This is a genomic window from Streptomyces sp. NPDC040589 (genome assembly GCF_055594445.1).
The window spans coordinates 146,321-168,419 of sequence record NZ_JBVIWP010000015.1; the positions used below are offsets into that span (position 1 = coordinate 146,321).

General features: G+C 71.1%; 19 protein-coding genes. 7 read left to right on the forward strand and 12 right to left on the reverse strand.

What is annotated here, in order from left to right; all coding sequences use genetic code 11:
* Positions 1-27 precede the first annotated feature (27 nt).
* The 8 genes from ACZ58V_RS39820 to ACZ58V_RS39855 form a co-directional block, all read right to left on the reverse strand.
* Positions 28-462: an ATP-binding protein gene (locus ACZ58V_RS39820; protein WP_189725437.1), complete on the reverse strand. Its 435-nt coding sequence runs from the start codon at positions 460-462 to the stop codon at positions 28-30.
* A 114-nt stretch (positions 463-576) separates the two neighbouring features.
* Positions 577-2,475, reverse strand: coding sequence for an AMP-dependent synthetase/ligase (locus ACZ58V_RS39825; protein ID WP_468189524.1), 1,899 nt, complete (start codon positions 2,473-2,475; stop codon positions 577-579).
* A 170-nt stretch (positions 2,476-2,645) separates the two neighbouring features.
* On the reverse strand, positions 2,646-3,734 hold the full coding sequence (locus ACZ58V_RS39830; protein ID WP_468189526.1) for a glutamate--cysteine ligase 2: 1,089 nt from the start codon (positions 3,732-3,734) through the stop codon (positions 2,646-2,648).
* A gap of 112 nt (positions 3,735-3,846) precedes the next feature.
* Positions 3,847-6,054, reverse strand: a complete 2,208-nt coding sequence (gene glgB / locus ACZ58V_RS39835) for a 1,4-alpha-glucan branching enzyme (protein ID WP_471296135.1) — start codon at positions 6,052-6,054, stop codon at positions 3,847-3,849.
* A gap of 3 nt (positions 6,055-6,057) precedes the next feature.
* Entirely contained in the window at positions 6,058-7,428 is a 1,371-nt protein-coding gene (locus tag ACZ58V_RS39840; RefSeq protein WP_468189530.1) for a maltokinase N-terminal cap-like domain-containing protein, read from the reverse strand.
* Between the two features lie 28 nt (positions 7,429-7,456).
* Positions 7,457-9,175, reverse strand: a complete 1,719-nt coding sequence (gene treS, locus ACZ58V_RS39845; protein WP_468189532.1) for a maltose alpha-D-glucosyltransferase — start codon at positions 9,173-9,175, stop codon at positions 7,457-7,459.
* Positions 9,172-11,169, reverse strand: a complete 1,998-nt coding sequence (locus tag ACZ58V_RS39850; protein WP_471296138.1) for an alpha-1,4-glucan--maltose-1-phosphate maltosyltransferase — start codon at positions 11,167-11,169, stop codon at positions 9,172-9,174. Before ACZ58V_RS39850 ends, treS begins: the two co-directional genes overlap by 4 nt.
* A 75-nt stretch (positions 11,170-11,244) precedes the next feature.
* Positions 11,245-11,568, reverse strand: coding sequence for a DUF5133 domain-containing protein (locus tag ACZ58V_RS39855; RefSeq protein ID WP_189729889.1), 324 nt, complete (start codon positions 11,566-11,568; stop codon positions 11,245-11,247).
* 364 nt (positions 11,569-11,932) lie between these two features.
* Here ACZ58V_RS39855 and ACZ58V_RS39860 point away from each other — a divergent pair, with 364 nt between their 5' ends.
* Entirely contained in the window at positions 11,933-12,445 is a 513-nt protein-coding gene (locus ACZ58V_RS39860) for a pep a2 (RefSeq protein ID WP_189729887.1), read from the forward strand.
* Positions 12,442-14,586, forward strand: coding sequence for a glycogen debranching protein GlgX (gene glgX / locus ACZ58V_RS39865; protein WP_468198253.1), 2,145 nt, complete (start codon positions 12,442-12,444; stop codon positions 14,584-14,586). Before ACZ58V_RS39860 ends, glgX begins: the two co-directional genes overlap by 4 nt.
* 6 nt (positions 14,587-14,592) lie before the next feature.
* On the opposite strand, the gene ACZ58V_RS39870 is transcribed toward glgX, so the two are convergent.
* Entirely contained in the window at positions 14,593-15,396 is an 804-nt protein-coding gene (locus tag ACZ58V_RS39870; RefSeq protein WP_468198251.1) for a VOC family protein, read from the reverse strand.
* A gap of 251 nt (positions 15,397-15,647) precedes the next feature.
* Between ACZ58V_RS39870 and ACZ58V_RS39875 the strand changes: the two genes are divergently transcribed.
* Positions 15,648-15,974, forward strand: a complete 327-nt coding sequence (locus ACZ58V_RS39875) for an ANTAR domain-containing protein (RefSeq protein WP_468198249.1) — start codon at positions 15,648-15,650, stop codon at positions 15,972-15,974.
* 20 nt (positions 15,975-15,994) lie between these two features.
* Here ACZ58V_RS39875 and ACZ58V_RS39880 read toward each other — a convergent pair whose 3' ends face one another.
* On the reverse strand, positions 15,995-16,786 hold the full coding sequence (locus ACZ58V_RS39880) for an RNA polymerase sigma factor SigF (RefSeq protein ID WP_468198246.1): 792 nt from the start codon (positions 16,784-16,786) through the stop codon (positions 15,995-15,997).
* A 248-nt stretch (positions 16,787-17,034) separates the two neighbouring features.
* On the opposite strand from ACZ58V_RS39880, the gene ACZ58V_RS39885 reads away from it, so the two are divergent.
* From ACZ58V_RS39885 to ACZ58V_RS39900, 4 genes are all read left to right on the forward strand, one after another.
* Positions 17,035-17,490 carry a MarR family winged helix-turn-helix transcriptional regulator gene (locus ACZ58V_RS39885; RefSeq protein ID WP_468198244.1) on the forward strand — a complete coding sequence of 152 codons (456 nt, stop codon included), beginning with the start codon at positions 17,035-17,037 and terminating at the stop codon, positions 17,488-17,490.
* Positions 17,487-18,344, forward strand: coding sequence for an ABC transporter ATP-binding protein (locus tag ACZ58V_RS39890; RefSeq protein WP_471296142.1), 858 nt, complete (start codon positions 17,487-17,489; stop codon positions 18,342-18,344). Before ACZ58V_RS39885 ends, ACZ58V_RS39890 begins: the two co-directional genes overlap by 4 nt.
* Positions 18,304-19,164 carry an ABC transporter permease gene (locus ACZ58V_RS39895; protein ID WP_471296144.1) on the forward strand — a complete coding sequence of 287 codons (861 nt, stop codon included), beginning with the start codon at positions 18,304-18,306 and terminating at the stop codon, positions 19,162-19,164. The genes ACZ58V_RS39890 and ACZ58V_RS39895 overlap by 41 nt, the downstream gene beginning before the upstream one ends.
* A gap of 191 nt (positions 19,165-19,355) precedes the next feature.
* Positions 19,356-19,877, forward strand: coding sequence for a hypothetical protein (locus tag ACZ58V_RS39900; protein ID WP_215123975.1), 522 nt, complete (start codon positions 19,356-19,358; stop codon positions 19,875-19,877).
* A 33-nt stretch (positions 19,878-19,910) separates the two neighbouring features.
* Here the strand turns inward: ACZ58V_RS39900 and hemC are convergent, their stop codons facing one another.
* Positions 19,911-20,846 carry a hydroxymethylbilane synthase gene (gene hemC / locus ACZ58V_RS39905; RefSeq protein ID WP_468198236.1) on the reverse strand — a complete coding sequence of 312 codons (936 nt, stop codon included), beginning with the start codon at positions 20,844-20,846 and terminating at the stop codon, positions 19,911-19,913.
* Positions 20,847-20,914: 68 nt separating this feature from the next.
* Positions 20,915-21,937, reverse strand: a complete 1,023-nt coding sequence (locus tag ACZ58V_RS39910) for a questin oxidase family protein (protein ID WP_468198234.1) — start codon at positions 21,935-21,937, stop codon at positions 20,915-20,917.
* Positions 21,938-22,099 lie beyond the last annotated feature (162 nt).

Here is a 22,099-nt window from a genome sequence, read left to right on the forward strand (position 1 = left end):
GCGCTCCGCGCCCGTGACGCTCCCGGCTCACCAGGGCAGGAACACGTGCACGTCCTTGCCGCGCTCGTCTGCCACCACGCTGACCTGGTCGCACAAGGTGTGGATCAGGTGCCAGCCGATGCCGCCGCCCCCGCTGCGCGGATCGAAGGGCCGCGGGGCGGGCTCCGTGCTGCTGGTGTCGTGCAGCACCACGTGCACCCCGTCGAAGGTCCGGCGCATCCGCAGCGCGAACGGACCCGGGGCGTACTGGACCGCGTTGGCGGCCAGTTCCGTCACCACCAGCAGGATGTCGTCCCAGTACTCGGGGGCAGAGGGCGGCGAGGATCGTGCCAGGTCGCGCAAGAACCCCTCCGCGGCCAGCCGCGCACCGGTCACGTCGTGCGGCTCGCCCACGAAGCTGTTCGTGCGGCTCGGGATGTCCTCGGAGGTCAGTGCTTCGTCCCCACGCGGCTCGGTTGACATATCGCCTTTCCGGCCCGGTCGTCAGCAAGGGCTGTCGTCAGGGCTGTCGTCCTCTCTCTTGCGTCGCCACTGTCGTGTTCCCGTGCGAGCGCGGACTACGCGTCCGGTCCGCGTTCAACGGAACACGTTGTCCGAGTCGTCCCAATGCGACGGATCCTCCGGGGTGCTCGGCCGCCCGGGACGCCGGCGCGACTCGTACATCGTGTCGATCTCGGCCGCGTAGTGCCGCACGATCTCGTCCCGGCGCAGCTTCATCGACGGCGTCAGCAGCCCGTTGGTCACGTCGAACGGCTCCGGAAGCACCCGGAACACCCGGATCGACTCCGAACGCGACACGGCACTGTTGGCCGCGGCCACGGCCCGCGCGACCTCCTCCCGCAGCGCGTTCTCCTCCCGCGCCTCCCGCATCTCGCCCTGCAGCGCCAGCGCCGCCCGCCAGTGCGCCAGGAACTCCGGATCCAGCGTGATCAGGGCACCGACACAGGGCCGGTTGTCGCCCACCACCACCGCCTGATGGATGAGCGGATTCATCCGCAGCCGCTGCTCCAGGGAGGCAGGGGCGACGCTCTTGCCGCTGCTCGTGATGATGATGTCCTTCTTGCGGCCGGTGATCGTCAGGTAGCCCTCCGAGTCCAGTCGCCCGAGATCGCCGGTGGCCAGCCAGCCCCCGCGCAGGGCGGCCCGGGTGCCGGCGTCGTCACCCACGTACCCCTGGAACACCGACGGGCCGCGCACCAGGATCTCCCCGTCGTCGGCGACCTGGATCTCCGTGCCCGGCAGCGCCTGCCCGACGGTCCCGGACTTCTCCCGGCCCAGCGGCTGCATCGTCACCCCGCCGCTGGTCTCCGTCAGGCCGTAGCCGTCGTTCACGTAGATGCCGATGCCCTCGTAGAAGAGGGACAGGTCACGGCTGAGGGGGGAGCCGCCGGACGTCGCCCGCCGCACCCGGCCGCCCAGGGCGGCCCGCAGCCTGCGGTACACCGTGCGGTCGTAGAGGGCGTGCTGCAGCCGCAGATCGAAACCGGGTCCGCGGCCCCGGCCCAGCCGCTGGCGTTCGAGGGCCGCGGCGAAGTCCCGCGCCGTCTCGGCGGCCCGCTCGAACAGCCCGCCGTGGCCCCCCTGCTGCGCCGTGCGCAGGAAGTTCTTGTAGATCTTCTCGAAGACCGACGGGACCGCGTAGAAGTACGTGGGCCGGAAGGAGCGCAGCGCCGAGAACAGCGGCTCCCCGCCGAGGTCGGCCTGGTGCCCCATCAGCAGGCCGCCGCGCACGCACAGGCCCTGGATCATGAGCCCGTACACATGGGAGAAGGGCAGGAACGCCAGCACGGAGCCCTGCTCCCCGCGCGCTGCCGCCGTCTGGCCCCAGCCGGCCAGCAGCGTGTCGCAGGTCCCGGCCAGATTGCGATGGCTGAGGGCGCAGCCCAGGGCGTGGCCGGTCGTGCCGGAGGTGTAGGCGATGACGGCCGTGGAGTCCGGCAGCACGATGCGACGCATCGAGTCGACCGTGGCGAGTGCCACGGACTCCCCGCGCACCGCCAGCTCCTCCAGTGCTCCCGCGTCCAGCTGCCAGACGTGGCTCAGCAGCGGCAGCGCCGCGCACACCGAGCCGACGGTCATGACGCCCTGCTCGTCCTCCACCACCACGGCCACACAGCCGGAGTCCCGCAGGATCCACTCCACCTGGTCGCGGGACGACGACGGGTAGACCGGGACGACCTCGGCGCCCACGGCCCACAGCGCGTAGCACAGGACCGTCCACTCGTACCGGGTGCGCGCCATGATCGCCACGCGGTGGCCCGGCGCGATCCCGGACGCGATCAGACCCTTGGCCACGTCCACCACCTCGTCGCGCAGCTCGATCGCCGTCACCTCCTCCCAGACGGCGGAGGCGGGGTCGGTGCGGCGGGCGAGCATCGGCCGGGTGGGTTCGCGGTCCGCCGTCTCGAAGACGCTGTCGGCGAGCCCGCCGGTCAGGGGCGAGAAGGCCGGTGGAGCGAGGGCCGTTTCGCGCATGCACTGCTCCTGACGTGTACGGGGTGTGACATTGCCGACGGGTACCGTCATCGGCGGTGCTCGAATGTAGTCGAGTCGGGACCCTTCGGGGTCGGGAAATACGGAAGTGACACCGCTGATGATCTCGGTGTGATCGGAGGAGGGACGGGACGAAGGAGGGGCGGTACGCCTCACGCCTGGGTGTGGCGCACGCACTCGGTGACGACGTCCCGCAGGCTGCCCGTGCGCTCCATCAGCGCACGCTGCACCTGTGCGCCGTTGCCCTCCCGCAGCAGTTCCTCGCAGGCGGCCCGGGCCCGCTCGAGGTCATCGGTGTCCGCGAGGGCCTGGCCGACATGGTCCAGCAGGGCACGGACGACTGCCTCGGCGGGCATGCGCCGCATGGTCGCGGGGTGCAGCAGCTCGCCCGTCAGACCGGACCGGGCGGCCTGCCAGTGGGCCAGCCGCAGCAGGCTGACGCTGTGGTCGAGGGGCTCTTCGCCCGCCCGCCACGCGCGTGCGGCGGTCTCGACGAGCCCGCGGACGAGGGTGGCGACCAGCGCGGCCGTGCGTGAGCGCAGGCAGACGTCCGCGACCCGCACCTCAACGGTCGGATACTGCCGGGACAGCCGCGCGTCGAAGTAGATCATCCCGTCGTCGAGGACGGCCCCGGTGGCCACCATCTCCGCGACCAGCCGGTGGTACCGCTCGGCCGAGCCGAAGATCTCGGTCGGACCGGCCGACGGCCAGCGCTGCCACACCCGGCTGCGATAGCTGCTGTACCCCGAGTCGTGGCCCTGCCAGAACGGCGAGTTCGCGCTGAGCGCCAGCAGCACCTGCAGCCAGGGCCGCACCCGGTCGACGACAGCGACGCCCTCCTCGTCGGACTCCACGGCCACGTGAACGTGGCAGCCCATGACGAGCTGCTCCCGGGTGGCGATGCCATACTGCTCCGCCATCCACTGGTACCGCTGGTTGACGCTGATGGCGGGGCTGACGGGCAGCGGGGAGGTGGCGAGCGCCGCGACGGTGCAGCCGATCTCCCCGGCGTGCCGGGCGGCCTCCTTGCGGCAGCGGACGATCTCGGCGCGCAGGCTCTCCATGGACGACTGCGGATGGGTGGCGAACTCCAGCATCTGCTCGTGGAGTTCCTTCTCGAAAACGTCCTGATCCGCGTCGTCCCGCGCGGCGTGGGCGAGCACCGCCGCGGACAGGGCCCGCGGCTCGCCGGTCTCCGGATCGACCAGGAGGAGCTCCTCCTCCACTCCGACGGTGCGCACCTGATGCCCGCCCTTCTGAGACCCTGCCGCGTCGTACCACCGGACTCTCCCGGTGGTACGACCCCCAGTGCCCCTCACAGGCGGGTCGGACACCTGGTGTGCCCGCGCGGCGTCACGGAGCGAACGGCCTCAGCCACACGGTGGCCAGCGGCGGCAGCGTGATCCGGACACAGCCGCCCTCCGGTTTGGCCGGATCCGGGTTGGTGACGCCGCTTCCGCCGTAGCGCGTGTCGTCGGTGTTGAGAGTCTCCTGCCAGGCGACGACGTCGTCCGGGACCCAGAGACCGTAGTCGTGCCGGACGACGGGGGAGAAGTTCGACACCGCCAGCAGCGGACTGCCCTCGGCGTCGTACCGCAGGAACGCGAAGACGTTGTCGTCGGCCGAGTCCACCGCCACCCACCGGAAGCCCTCCGGACGGGTGTCGCACTGCCACAGCGCCGGCGTCGCCCGGTACGCCGTGTTCAGGTCACGCACCAGATCACGCACGCCCCGGTGGTCACCCGCCGAGTGGTAGCCGTCGTCGAGCAGCCACCACTCCGGCCCGTGCTCCACCGACCACTCGGCCCCCTGCGCGAACTCCTGCCCCATGAACAGCAGCTGCTTGCCGGGGTGGGCCCACATGAAGCCGAGGTAGGCGCGGGTGGTGGCGCGCCGCTGCCACCAGTCGCCCGGCGCCTTGGACACCAGCGCCTGCTTGCCGTGCACGACCTCGTCGTGGGAGATCGGCAGGACGTAGTTCTCGCTGTACGCGTACACCATCGAGAACGTCATCTCGTGGTGGTGGTACTTGCGGTGCACCGGCTCGTGGCTCAGGTACTCCAGCGAGTCGTGCATCCAGCCCATGTTCCACTTCAGCCCGAAACCGAGCCCGCCGGTGTCGGTGGGCCGGGTCACGCCGCCCCAGGCGGTGGACTCCTCCGCGATGGTGACCACGCCGGGAGCACGCCGGTACACGGTCGCGTTCATCTCCTGCAGGAACGCCATGGCCGCCAGGTCCTCCCGGCCGCCGTAGGCGTTGGGCTCCCACTGGCCGTCCTCGCGTGAGTAGTCGAGGTAGAGCATCGAGGCGACCGCGTCCACCCGCAGCCCGTCGATGTGGAACTCCTCGCACCAGTACACCGCGTTCGCCACGAGGAAGTTGCGTACCTCGGTGCGGCCGAAGTCGAACTCGTACGTGCCCCAGTCCGGGTGCTCGGCCCGCCGCCCGTCCCCGGGCTCGTACAGCGGGTCCCCGTCGAACCGGGCCAGCGCCCAGTCGTCCTTCGGGAAGTGCGCCGGCACCCAGTCCATGATCACGCCGATGCCGGCGCGGTGGCAGGCGTCGACGAAGAACCGGAAGTCGTCCGGGGAACCCAGCCGGGCCGTCGGCGCGTAGAAGCCGGTGACCTGGTAGCCCCACGAGCCGTGGAAGGGGTGCTCGGCGACCGGCATCAGCTCGAGGTGCGTGAAGCCGAGGTCCTTGACGTACGCCGGCAGCTCCTCGGCGAGCTGCCGGTAGGTCAGCCCCGGGCGCCAGGACGGCAGATGCACCTCGTACACCGACATGGGCGCCTCGTGCACCGGCGTGTCGGCGCGGTGCGTCATCCACTCGGCGTCGGCCCACTCGTAGTGCGAGGCCGTCACGATCGACGCCGTGTTCGGCGGCTCCTCGGCACGGCGGGCCATCGGGTCCGCCTTGAGGAAGCGGTGCCCGTACCGGGAGTGGATCTCGAACTTGTACGCGGTGCCCTCGCCGACGCCCGGCAGGAACAGCTCCCACACCCCGGACGCGCCCAGGGACCGCATCGGGAACTGCGTCCCGTCCCAGTGGGTGAAGTCAGCGGCGACCCGCACGCCCTGCGCGTTCGGCGCCCACACCGTGAACCGGGTGCCGGTCACGCCCTCGTGGGTCATGGGCTCGGCGCCGAGCGCCTGCCACAGCTGCTCGTGCCGGCCCTCGCGGATCAGGTGCAGGTCGAGCTCGCCGAGCGCGGGCAGGAAGCGGTACGGGTCGTGTACCTCCTGCTCACTGCCCTCGTACGCCACGTGCAGCGTGTACTCGGGGATCGCCTCCAGCGGCAGCACGCCCGAGAAGAGGCCGTCGCCCTCCGAGACGAGGGCCGTGCGCTTCCCGCCGATCACGACGCTCACGGAGCGGGCGAAGGGACGCAGCGCCCGGAACACGATCCCGCCGGGGACCTGGTGGGCGCCGAGCAGCGCGTGCGGATCGTGGTGGGCGCCCGCCAGCAGGCGCCCGCGGTCCTCCGGGCTCAGGGCGGGCGCGGTCGCGCCCGGGACCGGGCCTGACGGCTCCGGGATTGAGGTGTCTCGCAGGGCCACGGCTCAGTCTCCTCTCACAGCGAGGCGCTCGATCGCCGCCATCGGTACAGGCAGCCAGTCGGGGCGGTGCCGTGCCTCGTACAGCACCTCGTACACGGCCCGGTCCGTCTCATAGGCGCGGAGCAGTCCGTGTTTCTTGCGCGGATCCCAGCCGGCGCGGGCGGCGTAGCCCGCGCAGTAGGCCTCGCGGCAGCGCCGCGCCCACTCCGGGCGCCAGGGGCGGCGCTGCCGGGCGGCGTAGTCGAAGGAGCGCAGCATCCCGGCGATGTCCCGCACGGGGGAGTGGGCGCTGCGCCGTTCGGAGAGCGGCCGGGACGGCTCGCCCTCGAAGTCGATGACGAACCACTCACGCCCGGCCCGCAGCACCTGACCCAGGTGCAGGTCGCCGTGGATGCGCTGGGCGGGCGGCCCGGGGTCGCAGGTGGTGAGGGCGGCGAACGCGGTCCGCAGGCCCGGCACGAACGGCTGGAGCGCGGGCACGCAGTGCGCGGCGGCGTCCAGCCGCTCGGTCATCGCCGTCGCCGTACGCCCGTTCTCCCCGGGCGCGCCGACCGGGAAGGCCGAGGCCAGCGCGAGGTGCACATCCGCCGTGGCCGCGCCGAGCGCCCGGGCCTGCACCGTGAAGTCGTCCCCGGCGGCCAGGGCGTGCAGCGCCAGCGTCCAGCCGTCGGAGGCGTCCCGCAGATACGGCTGGAGCACACCGAGCGTGGCCTTGAAGGGATGGTTCATCTGGAACCAGGCCACGGGCGCGGGGACGCGGTGGCAGCCCTGGCGGGCCAGCGCACCCGGCACCTCCAGGTCCGGGTTCACGCCCGGCTGGATGCGCCGGAAGATCTTCAGGATGTACTCGTCGCCGTACACCAGCGAGGAGTTGGACTGCTCGGCGTCGAGCAGTCGCGGCACCAGTCCGGCGGGCACCCGCTGGTCCGGGTCGCAGTCGAAGCGCAGCGGGCCGGCCGTGCCGGGCTGCCGCAGCCGGTCCAGGAGCAGCTGGGCCGAACGGGGATCGTGCAGCGCGTCGTAGACCGTCAGACCGGCCAGCGGCCCGTCCTGCACCCGCCCGATGAGCGCCCGGCCGAGGCGCGGCGACGGGTGCTCCCGTACGCCCAGCAGGAGCTGGTAGCAGTCGCCGGCCGGGGGCGCGCCGCCGGGCGAGGGCACACCCGTGTGCCCGGCGTGCCCGGCGTGGACCAGCAGGTGCAGACAGCCCGGGAACAGCTCGGTCATCGACAGCAGGCCGAGCTCCGTGACGGGCCGGTCCTTGCCCGCGAACCAGCGCTGGCGGGGCAGCCAGTCGCGCAGCAGCGCGCAGAGCGACTCCATGGGCTCGGCCGGGCGCGTGAGGCTCGGGCGGAGGGGTGCGGTCTTCGGCATGGTCACGCCTCCTTGTCCCGGCGCGTGCTCACAGTCGCCGTCCGATGCGGGATGCGACTCGGGTGAGCCGGAACCAGTAGAAGCCGTGACCCCCGAGGGTCAGCAGATACGGCAGCTCTCCGATGGCCGGGAAGCGGACTCCGCCGAACAGCTCCACGGGATGGCGCCCGGCGAACTCGCGCAGATCGAGTTCGGTGGGCTGCGCGAACCGCGCGAAGTTGTTCACGCACAGCACCAGGTCGTCCTCGTACTCCCTGAGGAACGCCAGCACCGCGGGGTTGGAGGAGGGCAGTTCGGTGTAGGTGCCGAGTCCGAAGGCGGGGTTCTGCTTGCGGATCTCGATCATCCGGTGGGTCCAGTGCAGCAGCGACGACGGCGAGGACATGGAGGCCTCGACGTTGGTCACCTGGTGGCCGTAGACCGGGTCCATGATCGCGGGCAGGAAGAGGCGGCCCGGGTCGCAGGTGGAGAACCCGGCGTTGCGGTCCGGGGTCCACTGCATAGGGGTCCGGACGGCGTCCCGGTCGCCGAGCCAGATGTTGTCGCCCATGCCGATCTCGTCGCCGTAGTAGAGGATCGGCGAGCCGGGGAGGGCCAGCAGCAGGGCGGTGAACAGTTCGATCGAGTGCCGGTCGTTGTCGAGCAGGGGGGCGAGACGGCGCCGGATGCCGATGTTGGCGCGCATCCGTGGGTCCTTGGCGTACTCGGCCCACATGTAGTCGCGCTCTTCGTCGGTGACCATCTCGAGCGTCAGTTCGTCGTGGTTGCGCAGGAAGATGCCCCACTGGCAGTTCGAGGGGATGGCCGGGGTCTTGGCCAGGATTTCCGAGACCGGGTAGCGCGACTCACGGCGTACGGCCATGAAGATGCGCGGCATGACCGGGAAGTGGAAGGCCATGTGGCACTCGTCGCCGCCCTTCGCGAAGTCACCGAAGTAGTCGACGACGTCCTCGGGCCACTGGTTGGCCTCGGCGAGCAGCACGGTGTCCGGGTACTGCGCGTCGATCTCCTTGCGCACCCGCTTGAGGAACGCGTGGGTGGCGGGCAGGTTCTCGCAGTTGGTGTCCTCGGCCGCGTACAGGTACGGCACCGCGTCCAGCCGGAAGCCGTCGATGCCCAGGTCCAGCCAGAACTTCAGCGCGGCCAGGATCTCCTCCTGGACGCGCGGGTTCTCGTAGTTGAGGTCGGGCTGGTGCGAGAAGAAGCGGTGGAAGAAGTACTGACCGCGCACCGGGTCGTACGTCCAGTTCGACGTCTCCGTGTCGACGAAGATGATCCGGGCGTCCGGATAGCCCTTGTCGTCGTCGGCCCACACGTAGTAGTCGCCGTAGGGCCCGTCGGGGTCCTTCCGCGACTCCTGGAACCACGCGTGCTCGTCGCTGGTGTGGTTCATGACGAAGTCGATGATCACGCGCATGCCGCGCTGGTGGGCGGCGTCGACGAACTCCACGAAGTCGGCGAGGTCGCCGAACTCCGGGAGCACGGCCGTGTAGTCGGAGACGTCGTAGCCGCCGTCGCGCAGGGGCGACTTGAAGAACGGCGGCAGCCAGAGGCAGTCGACGCCGAGCCACTGGAGGTAGTCCAGCTTGGCGGTCAGGCCCTTGAGGTCCCCGACACCGTCGCCGTTGCTGTCCTGGAACGAGCGGACGAGCACCTCGTAGAACACGGCGCGCTTGAACCACTCCGGGTCCCGGTCTCTGACGGGTGTGTCCTCGAAGGTGTCCAGCACGGGCTCGTTCACGGTCATGAGGTTCCTGCCCCTCCGATCGCTTGCGCGGCGGGCGGTGACAGGACGTGGAAGACGTGCGCGGGAGCCCGCCCCGGCTCGAGACGCACGTAGTTGTTCCTGCTCCAGTGGTAGGTCTCGCCGGTGAGCTCATCGCGCACCGGCACCGACTCGTGCCAGTCCAGGCCGAGTTGCGGCATGTCCAACGAGACCGTCGCCTCCTGGGCGTGGTGGGGGTCGAGGTTGGCGACCACCAGGACGACGTCGTTTCCCGTGCGCTTGCTGTACGCGATGAGGGCGTCGTTGTCGGTGTGGTGGAAGCGGAGATTCCTGAGCCGGCGCAGGGCCGGGTGTTCCCGCCGGATGGTGTTGAGCTTGGTCAGCAGCGGGGTGATGGTGCGTCCCTCGCGTTCGGCGGCGTCCCAGTCGCGGCGGGTGAGCTGGTACTTCTCCGAGTGCAGGTACTCCTCGCTGCCTTCCCTGAGCGGGGTGTTCTCGCACAGCTCGTAGCCCGAGTAGATGCCCCAGGCCGGGGAGAGCGTCGCCGCCAGCACCGCCCTGACCTCGAAGGCGGGGCGGCCGCCCTGCTGGAGGTAGGCGTGCAGGATGTCGGGGGTGTTGGCGAAGAAGTTCGGCCGCATGTAGGACGCGGCCTCGCCGGAGAGTTCCGTGAGGTAGTCGGTCAGCTCCTGCTTGGTGTTGCGCCAGGTGAAGTACGTGTAGGACTGCTGGAAGCCGATCTGGGCCAGGGTGGCCATCATCGCCGGGCGGGTGAAGGCCTCGGCCAGGAAGATCACGTCGGGGTCGGTGCGGTTGATGTCCGCGATGACCCGCTCCCAGAAGACCACGGGCTTGGTGTGCGGGTTGTCCACGCGGAAGATCCGCACGCCGGTGTCCATCCAGTGCCGCAGTACGCGCACGGTCTCGGCGATGAGGCCGTCCATGTCGGCGTCGAAGGCGATGGGGTAGATGTCCTGGTACTTCTTCGGCGGGTTCTCGGCGTAGGCGATGGTGCCGTCGGGGCGGTGGTGGAACCACTCGGGGTGTTTCTGCACCCAGGGGTGGTCCGGGGAGCACTGCAGCGCGAAGTCCAGCGCCACCTCCAAGCCCAGTTTCCGGGCCTGGTCGACGAACCAGGTGAAGTCCTCCAGGGTGCCCAGGGCGGGGTGGACGGCGTCGTGGCCGCCCTCGGGCGAGCCGATCGCCCAGGGCACGCCGACGTCGTCGGGGCCGGGGGAGAGGGTGTTGTTCTTGCCCTTGCGGAAGGTCGTGCCGATCGGGTGGATCGGGGGCAGGTAGACGACGTCGAAGCCCATGGCGGCGATCGCCGGGAGGCGGCGCGCGGCGGTGCGGAACGTGCCGTGCGGCTGCTCGGAGGTGCCTTCGGAGCGGGGGAAGAACTCGTACCAGGAGCCGTACAGGGCCCGCTCCCGCTCCACCAGCAGCGGCAGCGGCTCGGAGGTGGTGACCAGGTCCCGCAGCGGATGACGGGCCAGTACCTCGTCCACCTCCGGCGCCGATGCCGCCGCAAGCCGTGCCGGAGGGGGCAGTGAGTCGTCGCGCAGTGTCTCCGCCGCGCCCAGCAGCACGCCGCGGCCGTCGTTCTTCGGAACGCCCGCCGCTGCCCGCTCGTAGAGGTCGGCGCCCTCCTCCAGGACCAGGCCCGGGTCGATGCCGGCCGGCACCTTGATGCCCGCCGCACGGCGCCAGGTGGCCACCGGGTCGCTCCAGGCCTGCACCCGGTACGACCAGCGGCCGACCGCGTCGGCGGTGACCTCGGCGCCCCAGCGGTCGCTGCCCGGAGCCAGCTCCCGCATCGGCGTCCACGGCCCGGGGCGGCCCTCGGGGTCCTTGAGCACGACATTGGCGGCCACCGCGTCGTGCCCCTCCCGGAACACGGTGGCGGTGACCTCGAACGTCTCTCCCACGACCGCCTTCGCCGGCCGGTTGCCGCTCTCCACGGCCGGTCGGACATCCCGTACCGGAATACGGCCGATGGCCCGGGTCCTACTCATGGTCCTCACCTCCACCGTGCTCGGAACCGGGCCCTCAGGGCCCGGTTCATGGGGACAAGATGTGCGGGAAGGCCGTTACCTTCCCGCTGGGTACCGCCGCTCCGCCGCCGGTGGTCTTCGTCGCACCGCGGTGGCCGGACGGGGTCGTTCGTTCTGTTCCTGCCGACAGGTGACCTGCTGTTCCTGCAGATAGGTGATCTGGTTCGTGCGCAGGTACCGCTCGGCCGCGTCCGCCGCCTCCCGTGCGCAGCGCTTGCCCATCAGCACGCAGAGCGTGTAACCGGAGTCCTCGAACGTGGTCCGCACCGTGCGGTCGTTGGGTGCCGCGAGCATCACGCGTTCCCAGGCCCGGTAACGCCGCAACTGCCGGGCGACTTCGGCTTTGGCGGGTAGCAGCATGGCGCCGATCACCTTTCGGGCTCGAGGGGCACGGTCTCCCGACGGTCGGACGGCGGCCGCGCGCACAGCGCCACGGAACCGTCACGGCGATCGAGTTCTGTCACACATGGTGCATGTATGACCACTTATCGTCCTGTTGGAGCTTCAACCAGTGGCGCGTCCGGGTGAGAGGTTCAGGCCGTCGAGGTGCGCCCGGTTGTGGGCCCGACCGCCTCAGCTGTGCGCTCGTGTTGCACGAACGGGCTAGCCCCCTCACTCTGAGGGTGACTCAGAAGCGATACACGCTCACGTTCCGTGCTCGGGGCTCGTCCCGCAGGACTGCGGGAGCGAGGAGGAGCTGAGCCTCGCGGTGAGGAGCCGACCGATGAAGACCGCAGTGCCCTGCTACTACCACCTCGACGTGGAAGTCAGCCCGGAACGGGTGGGACAGGTCAGCCGCATTCTGGCCGCTCACCTGAAGTTCTGGGACCTGGACAACCTGATCCAGCCCGTCTGCGGCGGTGCCGAGATGCTGCTCGAGGCCATCGACGAACACGCCACGGACAAGAACACCTCGATCGAGATGTGGTGGAACGGGCAGCACCTGATCACCGCCATCGGGGACAACGACCGCGCCCTGCGCCCCGACCAGGAACTGCGAGGCTGCCTGGAGCACCTCGCGGCGATGAGCGACGGCTGGGGCTGCTGCGCCACCGAGACCGGCAGCAAGGTCATCTGGTTCTCGCAGCGCGCCCGCGCCGGCGAACGCGTCCCGCTGGTGCCGACCGCGCCCGCCCCGCGTGTGAGCGAGGGCCTCGACGTGCCCCGCGAGGTGCGCGTCGCGCAGCTGGCCGGCCCGGCCGGCTTGCCGGACGAGGTCCTGGAGGAGGCTCGGTGACCCGTCGGCAGAACCGGAAAGGGGCGTCCGCCTGGAGCGGGCGCCCCTACCCGCTGGGCGCGTCCTACGACGGGGCGGGCACCAACTTCGCCCTCTTCAGCGAGGTCGCCGAACGCGTCGAGCTGGTCCTCGTCGACGACGACGGCACCCACACCCAGGTGCCGCTGGCCGAGGTCGACGGCTTCGTGTGGCACGGCTACCTCCCCGGCGTCGGCCCGGGCACGCGCTACGGCTACCGCGTGCACGGCCCGTGGGCCCCGGCCGCCGGCCACCGCTGCAACCCGGCGAAGCTGCTCCTCGACCCGTACGCCCGCGCGGTGGACGGGCAGATCGACAACCACCCCTCGCTCCACGAGCGGAACCCGGACGGCCCCGACCCGGCCGACAGCGCCGGGCACACCATGCTCGGCGTGGTGACCGACCCGGCCTTCGACTGGGGCGACGACCGCCCGCCCAGCCGTGCCTACGCCGACACGGTGATCTACGAGACCCACGTCAAGGGCTTCACCCGCACCCACCCCGGGGTGCCCGCCGAACTCCGCGGCACCTACGCCGGACTGGCGCACCCCGCGGCCGTCGAGCACCTCACCTCGCTCGGCGTCACGGCCGTGGAGCTGATGCCGGTCCATCAGTTCGTCCAGGACGGCGTGCTCCAGGGCCGCGGCCTGGCCAACTACTGGGGCTACAACACCATCGGCTTCTTCGCCCCGCACAACGCCTACGCCGCGCACGGCACCCGCGGCCAGCAGGTCGCCGAGTTCAAGTCGATGGTGAAGACCCTGCACGCGGCCGGGCTCGAAGTGATCCTCGACGTGGTCTACAACCACACCGCCGAGGGCAACGAGAAGGGCCCCACCCTGTCCTTCCGCGGCATCGACAACTGCTCGTACTACCGCCTGGTCGACGGCGACTGGGAGCACTACTACGACACCACCGGCACCGGCAACAGCCTGCTGATGCGCCACCCCTACGTGCTCCAGCTGATCATGGACTCGCTGCGGTACTGGGTCACCGAGATGCATGTCGACGGCTTCCGCTTCGACCTCGCGGCCACGCTGGCCCGGCAGTTCCACGAGGTGGACCGGCTGTCGGCGTTCTTCGACCTCATCCAGCAGGACCCGGTGATCAGCCGCGTCAAGCTGATCGCCGAGCCGTGGGACGTCGGCGAGGGCGGCTACCAGGTGGGCAACTTCCCGCCGCTGTGGTCGGAGTGGAACGGCATGTACCGCGACGCCGTCCGTGACTTCTGGCGCGGCGAGGACCATACGCTCGGAGAGTTCGCCTCCCGGCTGACCGGCTCCTCCGACCTGTACGCGCACAGCAGGCGCCGGCCCCGCGCCAGCGTCAACTTCGTCACGGCGCACGACGGTTTCACCCTGCGCGACCTCGTCTCCTACAACGACAAGCACAACGAGGCCAACGGCGAGGACAACCAGGACGGCGAGAGCACCAACCGGTCCTGGAACTGCGGCGCCGAGGGACCGACCCGCGACCCGGCCGTACGGGAACTGCGCACCCGCCTGCAGCGCAACTTCCTCGCCACGCTGCTGCTGTCCCAGGGCATCCCGATGCTCTCCCACGGCGACGAACTCGGGCGCACCCAGCGCGGCAACAACAACGCCTACTGCCAGGACAACGAGATCTCCTGGATCGACTGGCGGCTCACCGAGGAGCAGCGCGACCTGCTGGAGTTCACCCGGTACGTGATCCGGCTGCGCACCGGGCATCCCGTGCTGCGCCGGCGCCGCTTCTTCCTGGGCGAGACTCTGACCCGCGCGGACCAGCCGCTGCCCGACCTGGTGTGGCTGGCGCCCGACGCCCGGGAGATGACCGACGACGACTGGCAGCGCGGCGACGCGCACTCGGTCGGCGTCTTCCTCAACGGTGACGCCATCGCCGAACCCGACCCCCGCGGCCGGCCCGTCGTCGACGACTCCTTCCTGCTGCTGACCAACAGCCACTGGGAGCCGGTGGACTTCCGCCTGCCGGACGCCGCCTACGGCGAACGCTGGTCGGCGCTGATCGACACCGCCGACCCGGAGGGCATCCCGGACGAGGCGGAGCACAAGGCGAGCATGGGCCTCACCGTCGGAGCACGCAGCCTGGTCCTGCTGTCCCGGCCGTCCCGGAAGGCGGGCTGAACAGGGTCAGCGGCCGCGGCGCGACGTCACCGTGAACTGGGCGCCGTCGTGGTCGCGCAGCACGGCCTCATCGCCGCCCTTGGACAGCACGCTGCCGCCGTGCAGCTCCGCCGTCCGGGCGCAGGCCTCCACGTCGTCGACGGTGAAGTGGACCTGCCAGTGCGGCCGGATCGCGGGGTCGGGGGCCGCCTCCAGCGCCCCCGACTCGATCCGTGCCACCACGTCACCGCGGCTGCGCAGCACGACCTCCCCGCCCTCGTAGTGCACCTCGCAGCAGCCGGGACGCTGCGTCGCCCAGTCGAGGATCTCGCCGTAGAAGATGGCCGCGTCGAAGGCGTCACGCGTGTGGAGCGTGATGAAGACCGGCTGCGCGTTGCGCCAGGTCTCCCAGTCGGTGAACAGGTCGCCCTCCCAGATCCCGAAGGTCGCCCCGTCCCGGTCCGCCAGCAGCGCCGCCCGCCCCGGCGGCAGGGAGATCGGCCCGACCGCGACCGTGCCCATGCGTTCCTGCACCCGCGCCACCGCCTCGTCCGCGCTGCGCACGGCGAAGTACGGCGTCCACGCCACCGCCATCTGCCACATGGTCGCCACCCCCGCGATCCCGGCCACCGGCGAGCCGTCCGCCAGCGCGATCCGGTGCCGGTCGCCCAGCTTGGCCGGCCGCCACTGCCAGCCCAGCACGGCACTGTAGAACTCCTCCGTCGCCTTGACGTCCCGGCTGGTAAGGCTCACCCAGCAGGGCGCGCCGACCACGGAGTGTGATGAGACGACGTCCTTCGTGCCGGAGGGGGCGGGCATGTCGTGGTTCATGGTGTCGCGTCCTGATCTCGTCGGCCTGGCAGCCACCGGAGGATTGAACCCAGTGTCCAACCGGAACCGCTGTGGGCGCCTGCCGAGTACCCCGGCGGCGACGCGCAAACGGTGTCGTGAACCGGCCTGGTCCGCCCCGGTGGCACCGGGCGGGCCGAGTGACGACGATGGATGGGTCGGACACTGCGTCAAAGCACTCAAGCACCCTGTGAGGCCACACGGACAGCGGCGCACCGGACCCGGAGGTGACCATGCCCACGGACGGGGGCTCGGAGCGGATCTTCGAGCTGCAGGAGGAGATCCAGCAGCTGAAGGAGGCGGTCGTCTCCCACGCCGTCGTGGACCAGGCGATCGGGATGGTCGTGGCACTCGGCCGGGTCTCGCCCGACCAGGGGTGGGCCGTGCTGAAGGACGTCTCCCAGCACACCAACATCAAGCTGCGCAACGTCGCGGAACTGATCCTCGTCTGGGGGCGCACCGGCATGATGCCCCAGGAGATCCGGGCCGCACTGGAAGACGCCCTCGACCGCGCCGGACCGACGCAGATCCCAGGAACACCGCCACCGCCGGAGGCGTGACCCCCGGCAGCCCGAGTCGCTCACCCGGTCTCGGTCAGCAACTCCTCACGCAGGTGGGCGAAGCAGCTGCTGAGCAGCCGGGAGACGTGCATCTGCGATATGCCGAGCTGCTCGGCGATGCGGCTCTGCGTCATGCCCTTGAAGAACCGCAGATAGAGGATGATCCGCTCGCGTTCCGGCAGCGCCTCAAGGCAGGGCCTGACGGCCACCCGGTTGACCACGGTGTCGAAGGCCGGGTCCGGCCCGCCGAGCGCGTCCCCGAGGGCGTAGCCGTCCGTCCCCGGCATCTCCGCCTCCAGCGACAGAGCGGAGAAGCACTCCAGGGCCTCCATGCCGGTGCGCACCTCGCCCTCGGTGAGGTGGGCGTACTCGGCGATCTCGGCGACCTTGGGGGAGCGGCCGGGGGTGGTCTGCGACAGCTCCTTGGCGGCGTGCCGCACCCGGTTGCGCAGGTCCTGGACCCGGCGGGGCACGTGCAGCGTCCACATGTGGTCACGGAAGTGGCGCTTGATCTCGCCGGTGACCGTCGGTACGGCGTAGGCCTCGAAGGCGTTGCCGCGCGCCGGGTCGTAGTGGTCGACGGCCTTGACGAGACCGAGGGCGGCCACCTGGTACAGGTCCTCCAGGGCCTCGCCCCGGCCGCGGAAACGGACGGCGATCCGCTCGGCCATGGGCAGCCAGGCCTCGACCAGCTCGTCGCGCAGGGCCTTGCGCTCGGGCCCCGGGGACAGCCGCGCCAGACGTTCGAACGCCGCGGCGGTGTCGGGGGCGTCGTCGTGGGGGTGCGTTCTGGTGCTGCCGGCGATACGCATGATGCGCACCTCCCTGAGCAGGTGCCGAATGGACAGACACCGTGGGAAGCGCGGACTCGGACCTCACGGCAGGCACCGGGGGCCCGGGCGGCTCCCACGGACGTGCCTCCTGTCCGAAGCACTTCACAGCCCATTCCCGGGCGGGAAGATTACGAAACAATTCAGACAATACGCCCACTGGTCTTTCTTGACTTCTCTTGACCTCTCCTTGGATCGATTAGCTCTGCTACAGAACTAATCTCGCCCACATGGAGCCGGAGACCTTCCCCGACGAGCTGGCCGACGCGCTCGTCGGGGTCCAGCGGCTGATCAGGCGGCGTCTGCGGCGGGAGATGCCCGACCCGCGGCTGCGCGGTGCCGAGGCGGAACTGCTGCGGCTGGTCGTGACACGGCCCGGGATCGGCATCTCCGACGCCGCCAAGGACCTGAGTCTGGCGGCCAATTCGGTGTCGACCCTGGTCAATCGGCTGGCAGGGGCGGGCTACCTGGTCCGCGAGACCGACCCGGCCGACCGGCGGGCCGCCCGGCTGCTGCCCACGCCCGCCGCGCGGACCCGGCTCGACGAGTGGCGCCGGCGCCGCGCCGCCCTCGTACGACGCCATGTGTCCCGTCTCGACGAGCCGGGCCGCCAGGCGCTGCACGCGGCCATCCCGGCCCTGCGCAAGCTGGCCGACACCCTGCACGAGGAGGCCGAGGAGTCATGACCCGGGACACTGCCTCACCCCAGCCCGACGCCGTCACCTGCACCGGGCTCGCCTACGCCTTCGGCCGCACCAACGCCGTGGACGGGCTCGACCTCACGGTCCGGCAGGGCGAGGTCTTCGGACTGCTCGGCCCCAACGGCGCCGGCAAGACCACGGCCATCCGCTGCGTCACCACCCTGCTGCCGGTGCCCGCCGGCATGGTCCGCGTCTTCGGCCACGACACCGCCGGAGACCGCATGGCCGTGCGCCGCGTGCTCGGCTACGTACCGCAGCAACTGTCCGCGGACGCCGGTCTCACCGGGCGGGAGAACGTCGCCCTGTTCGCCCGCGTCTTCGACGTGCCGCGCCGGGAACGCGCCGAACGCGTGGGCCAGGCGCTGACGGCGGTCGGCCTCGCCGACGCCGCCGACCGGCTGGCCGGCACGTACTCCGGCGGCATGGTCCGCCGGCTCGAACTCGCACAGGCCCTGGTCAGCGCCCCGCGCCTGCTGATCCTCGACGAGCCCACGATCGGCCTCGACCCGATCGCCCGCACCGGCGTGTGGGAGCACATCGGCGCCGTCCGCGCCGCCACCGGCATGACCGTGCTGGTGACCACCCACTACATGGACGAGGCCGACCAGCACTGCGACCGGGTCGCCCTGATGCACCGCGGCCGGATCCGGGCCCTCGGCACCCCGGCCGAGCTCAGGGAGGGGCTCGGCGCACGCCGCCGCGCCGCGGGCGCGGCCCCGGACGCGCTGCCCATGCTGGAGGACGTCTTCCGTGACGTGGCAGGCAGCGGTCTCGACGACGAGGCAGGAGATTTCCGCGATGTCCGAAGCACCCGCCGCACCGCCCGCCGTGTCGGCTGACCCCGTCCGTGACGACGCCATCGCACTGCTGCTGAAGCCGCCGCGGCCCCGCGCGGGCCATCTGCTGCTGCCCGCCCGCGTCGGCGCGATGTGCGCGGTCGAACTGCAGAAGCTGCGCCACGACCGCACCGAGCTGTACACCCGGGCGGTCCAGCCCGCCCTCTGGCTGCTGATCTTCGGTCAGACCTTCACCCGCATCAGGGCGATCCCCACCGGCGGCATCCCCTACGTCGACTACCTGGCGCCCGGCATCATCGCCCAGTCCGCGATGTTCATCGCCATCTTCTACGGCATCCAGATCATCTGGGAGCGCGACGCCGGAATCCTCAACAAGCTCCTCGTCACGCCGACTCCGCGATCGGCACTGATCACCGGCAAGGCCTTCGCCGCGGGTGTGAAGTCGCTGGTCCAGGCGGTCGTCGTACTGCTCATCGCGGCCCTGCTCGGCGTGGCGCTGACCTGGAACCCGCTCAAACTGCTCGCCGTCGCCGCGATCGTCGTCCTCGGCTCGGCCTTCTTCTCCTGCCTGTCGATGACCATCGCCGGCATCGTCCTGAGCCGCGACCGCCTCATGGGTTTCGGACAGGCGATCACCATGCCGCTGTTCTTCGGCTCCAACGCCCTGTACCCGGTGTCCGTGATGCCGGGCTGGCTCCAGGCCGTCAGCAAGGTCAACCCGCTCAGCTACGAGGTGGACGCTCTGCGCGGACTCCTCCTCGGCACGCCCCACCATCTGGCGGCCGATTTCGCGGTGCTGCTCGTGGCCGCCGCGCTCGGCGTCACCGCGGCCTCGGCCCTGCTCGGTCGGCTGGCCCGTTGATCTTCACTCGGGAAAGTGATGTGCGGCACGCCTCGGCAACCGCTTTCTCCGATTGTTTCCGGATAACCGCTGGGCACGGCTTGATCGCCGATCAAATGGGATGAACTGCCTGGCCACAGCGCATTCCGCTCATTTGACAGTGCGCTGAGACCACAGATAGGAAGCAGCTTCCAGAGGTCGAGAGGGGCACCGTGTACGAGCCGAACGTGGTCGGGGACTGGCAGGAGTACGACGAGCATGCCGGTCTGCGGGTCCGCGTCCACCGTCTGGAACCGGCCGAGCCGCCCCGCGGCCGCGACGACGCCGCCGACGGGCTGACGTACTTCTGCCTCCGCGTGACCGTCGAGAACCGCGGCCGCCGGCACCTCGGTGTCCATCTCGAGGACGGCCAGATCGACGTACGGATCGGCCCCGACGGGGAGAGCGCCTTCCTCGACTGGCGCAACTCGCAGTTCATCGAGGGCTTCGACGTCTATCCACTGCGCCGGGCCACCGCCGTGCTGTACGCGGCCGGCACCGAGGCGTCCCTGAGCCTCGTGGACGTCCAGGTCCAGCTGCGCGTCGAGGAGGAGTGGACCGAGCGCCGGCTGTGGTCGGGCGGCATCGGCGTGCACGAGGGGCCCGCGGGGACCCAGCAGGGCGCGGTGCGGGACAGCCTGGCGCACCAGGTGAGCGTCTTCCTGAGGGATCAGGCGGAGGAAGGCACCGCCTGATCCGGCGTCAGGGCATCCCCGGCATCCCGCCGCTCAGTGCGGGATGCCGTCGATGATCTCGCGGGCGCCCTGGCGCAGCAGGGCCACGGCGACCGAGGTGCCGAGTGTGGCCGGGTCGAGTCGGCCCGCCCACTCGTGGGCGTTCAGCCGCGTCTTGCCGTCCGGGGTGAACACGCAGGCCCGCAGAGACAGTTCACCACTGCGGTCCACCCGCGCGAACCCGGCGATCGGGCTGTTGCAGTGCCCCTGCAGCACATGCAGGAACATGCGCTCGGCGGTCGTCTCCCGGTAGGTGTCCGGGTCGCCGAGGCCGCTCACCGCGTCGATGAGGTCGGCGTCGCCCTCGCGGCACTGGAGCGCCAGCACGCCCGCGCCGATGGGCGGCATCATCGCCTCGGTGGACAGGATCTCGCTGATCACGTCCTCGCGGCCGATGCGTTCCAGGCCGGACACCGCGAGCAGCAGCGCGTCGGCCTCTCCGGCGGCGAGCTTCGCCAGGCGACGGTTGGCGTTGCCGCGGAACGGCACGCATTCCAGGTGCGGATGCGTGGCCGCCAGTTGGGCGACCCGGCGCACCGAGGAGGTGCCGATCCGGGTGCCGGCCGGCAGCTCGTCCAGGGTGAGCCCGCCGGGGTGGATCAGGGCGTCCCGGATGTCGTCCCGCTTGAGGAACGCGGCGAACACGGTGCCCGCGGGCAGCGGCCGGTCGGCGGGCACGTCCTTCACGCAGTGCACCGCGAGATCGGCCTCCCCGGCCAGCAGCGCCGCGTCGACCTCCTTGGTGAACGCGCCCTTGCCCTCGACCTGGGACAGATCGCCCATCCACTTGTCACCGGTGGTCTTCACCGGCACGACCTCGGTGCGCACTCCGGGGTGGGCAGCGGCCAACTCGGCCCGGACACGCTCCACTTGGGCGAGCGCCATGGGCGAGTCGCGGGAGACGATACGGATCAGTTCGGGGACGGACATGCGGACACGATAGACCCTCGCACGGGTGTGTCCGTGCCGTACCTCCCCCGATCGCCCGGCACCGTGCGTCAGTTCGGGACGAGCGGCTCGCTCAGCTCGACCGCGCGCAGGGCCGCGGCGAGGGCCCGCTCGTCGCCGACGTCGAGGGCGGTGTCGGTGAGCTTGATGACGTGTTCGTCGCCATGGGCGAGGGCCGTTTCCAGCACCTCCTCCGCCGTGCGGTCGGGTGCGGGTACGGCGGCGACGGGCTCGGCGGGGGCGTACATGGCGGTGACCGCCGCCGACGCCGTCCACGCCGCGTGCAGGCTCGGCGCCCACAGCTCACGCGGGAGGGAGGCGAGGGCGCGCAGTACGGCGTTGGGCGCCGTCGCCGCGTGCACCAGCATGGTCTCCTCGCCGTGCCCGTGGGTGGCGTACCGGTGCGTCGCGGCCCGGACCAGCTCGGTGAGGCGGGCCCGGGCCGTGTCCGGGTCGGTCACGTCGCCCGCCCACAGCGGCAGTCGCCGTACGGCCGTCAGCCGGTCGGTGAATCCGCCCCGGGGGTCGTCGATCGGCGGCACGGCGTCCAGGGACCGCGCCGCGTCCGGTGCTCCGGGCAGCGATGCGATGCCGGAGACGGGCCGGTGCCGGGCCGCCCAGTAGCCCAGGCCGTGCGCGAGTTCGGCGAGCCGCGGCGCGTTCTCCCCGGCCTCCAGGGCGCGTACGGCATGCCCGACGCGGATCACGGGGTGAGTGGAACCGCCGTACATCCCGGGCAGCAGCCGCGGCCACCACACGGCGAGGATGTTCCGCCAGGGCTGTTCGGTGAGCGCCCGGGTGAAGTAAGTGATCCAGTCGGCGGCCCGGCGCGGATCACCCAGGGCCTCCCGCCAGTCGGCGTCGGTCACGGAGGCGAGGGGCGCGGGGAACTCCTCAAGCTTGTGCCGGTACAGATCCAGCCAGAGGTGCACGGCACCCGGCCGGCCGTGCGCGGTCAGTGCCTCCACGACCATGGGGGCGTGGTTGGTGAGCCTGCCGAGCCGCTCCGGGCCCGAGACGTGGAGCCGTTCGAGGGCTTCTTCGAGGATGCCGGTCGTGTCGTGGGTGTCCATGACGGGACGCTATGCGGCCGTCCGGCGCCCGCGGATCGGACGCCGGGCGGAAGCCGCACCGGCCGAGGGGCCTAGGTTCTGTCTCTTTGGTCAGTGTCGGGTCCAGATGAGGATGCAGGCGAGGTGTAGCGCGGCTTGGTAAGCAAGGGCGAGCTTGTCGGT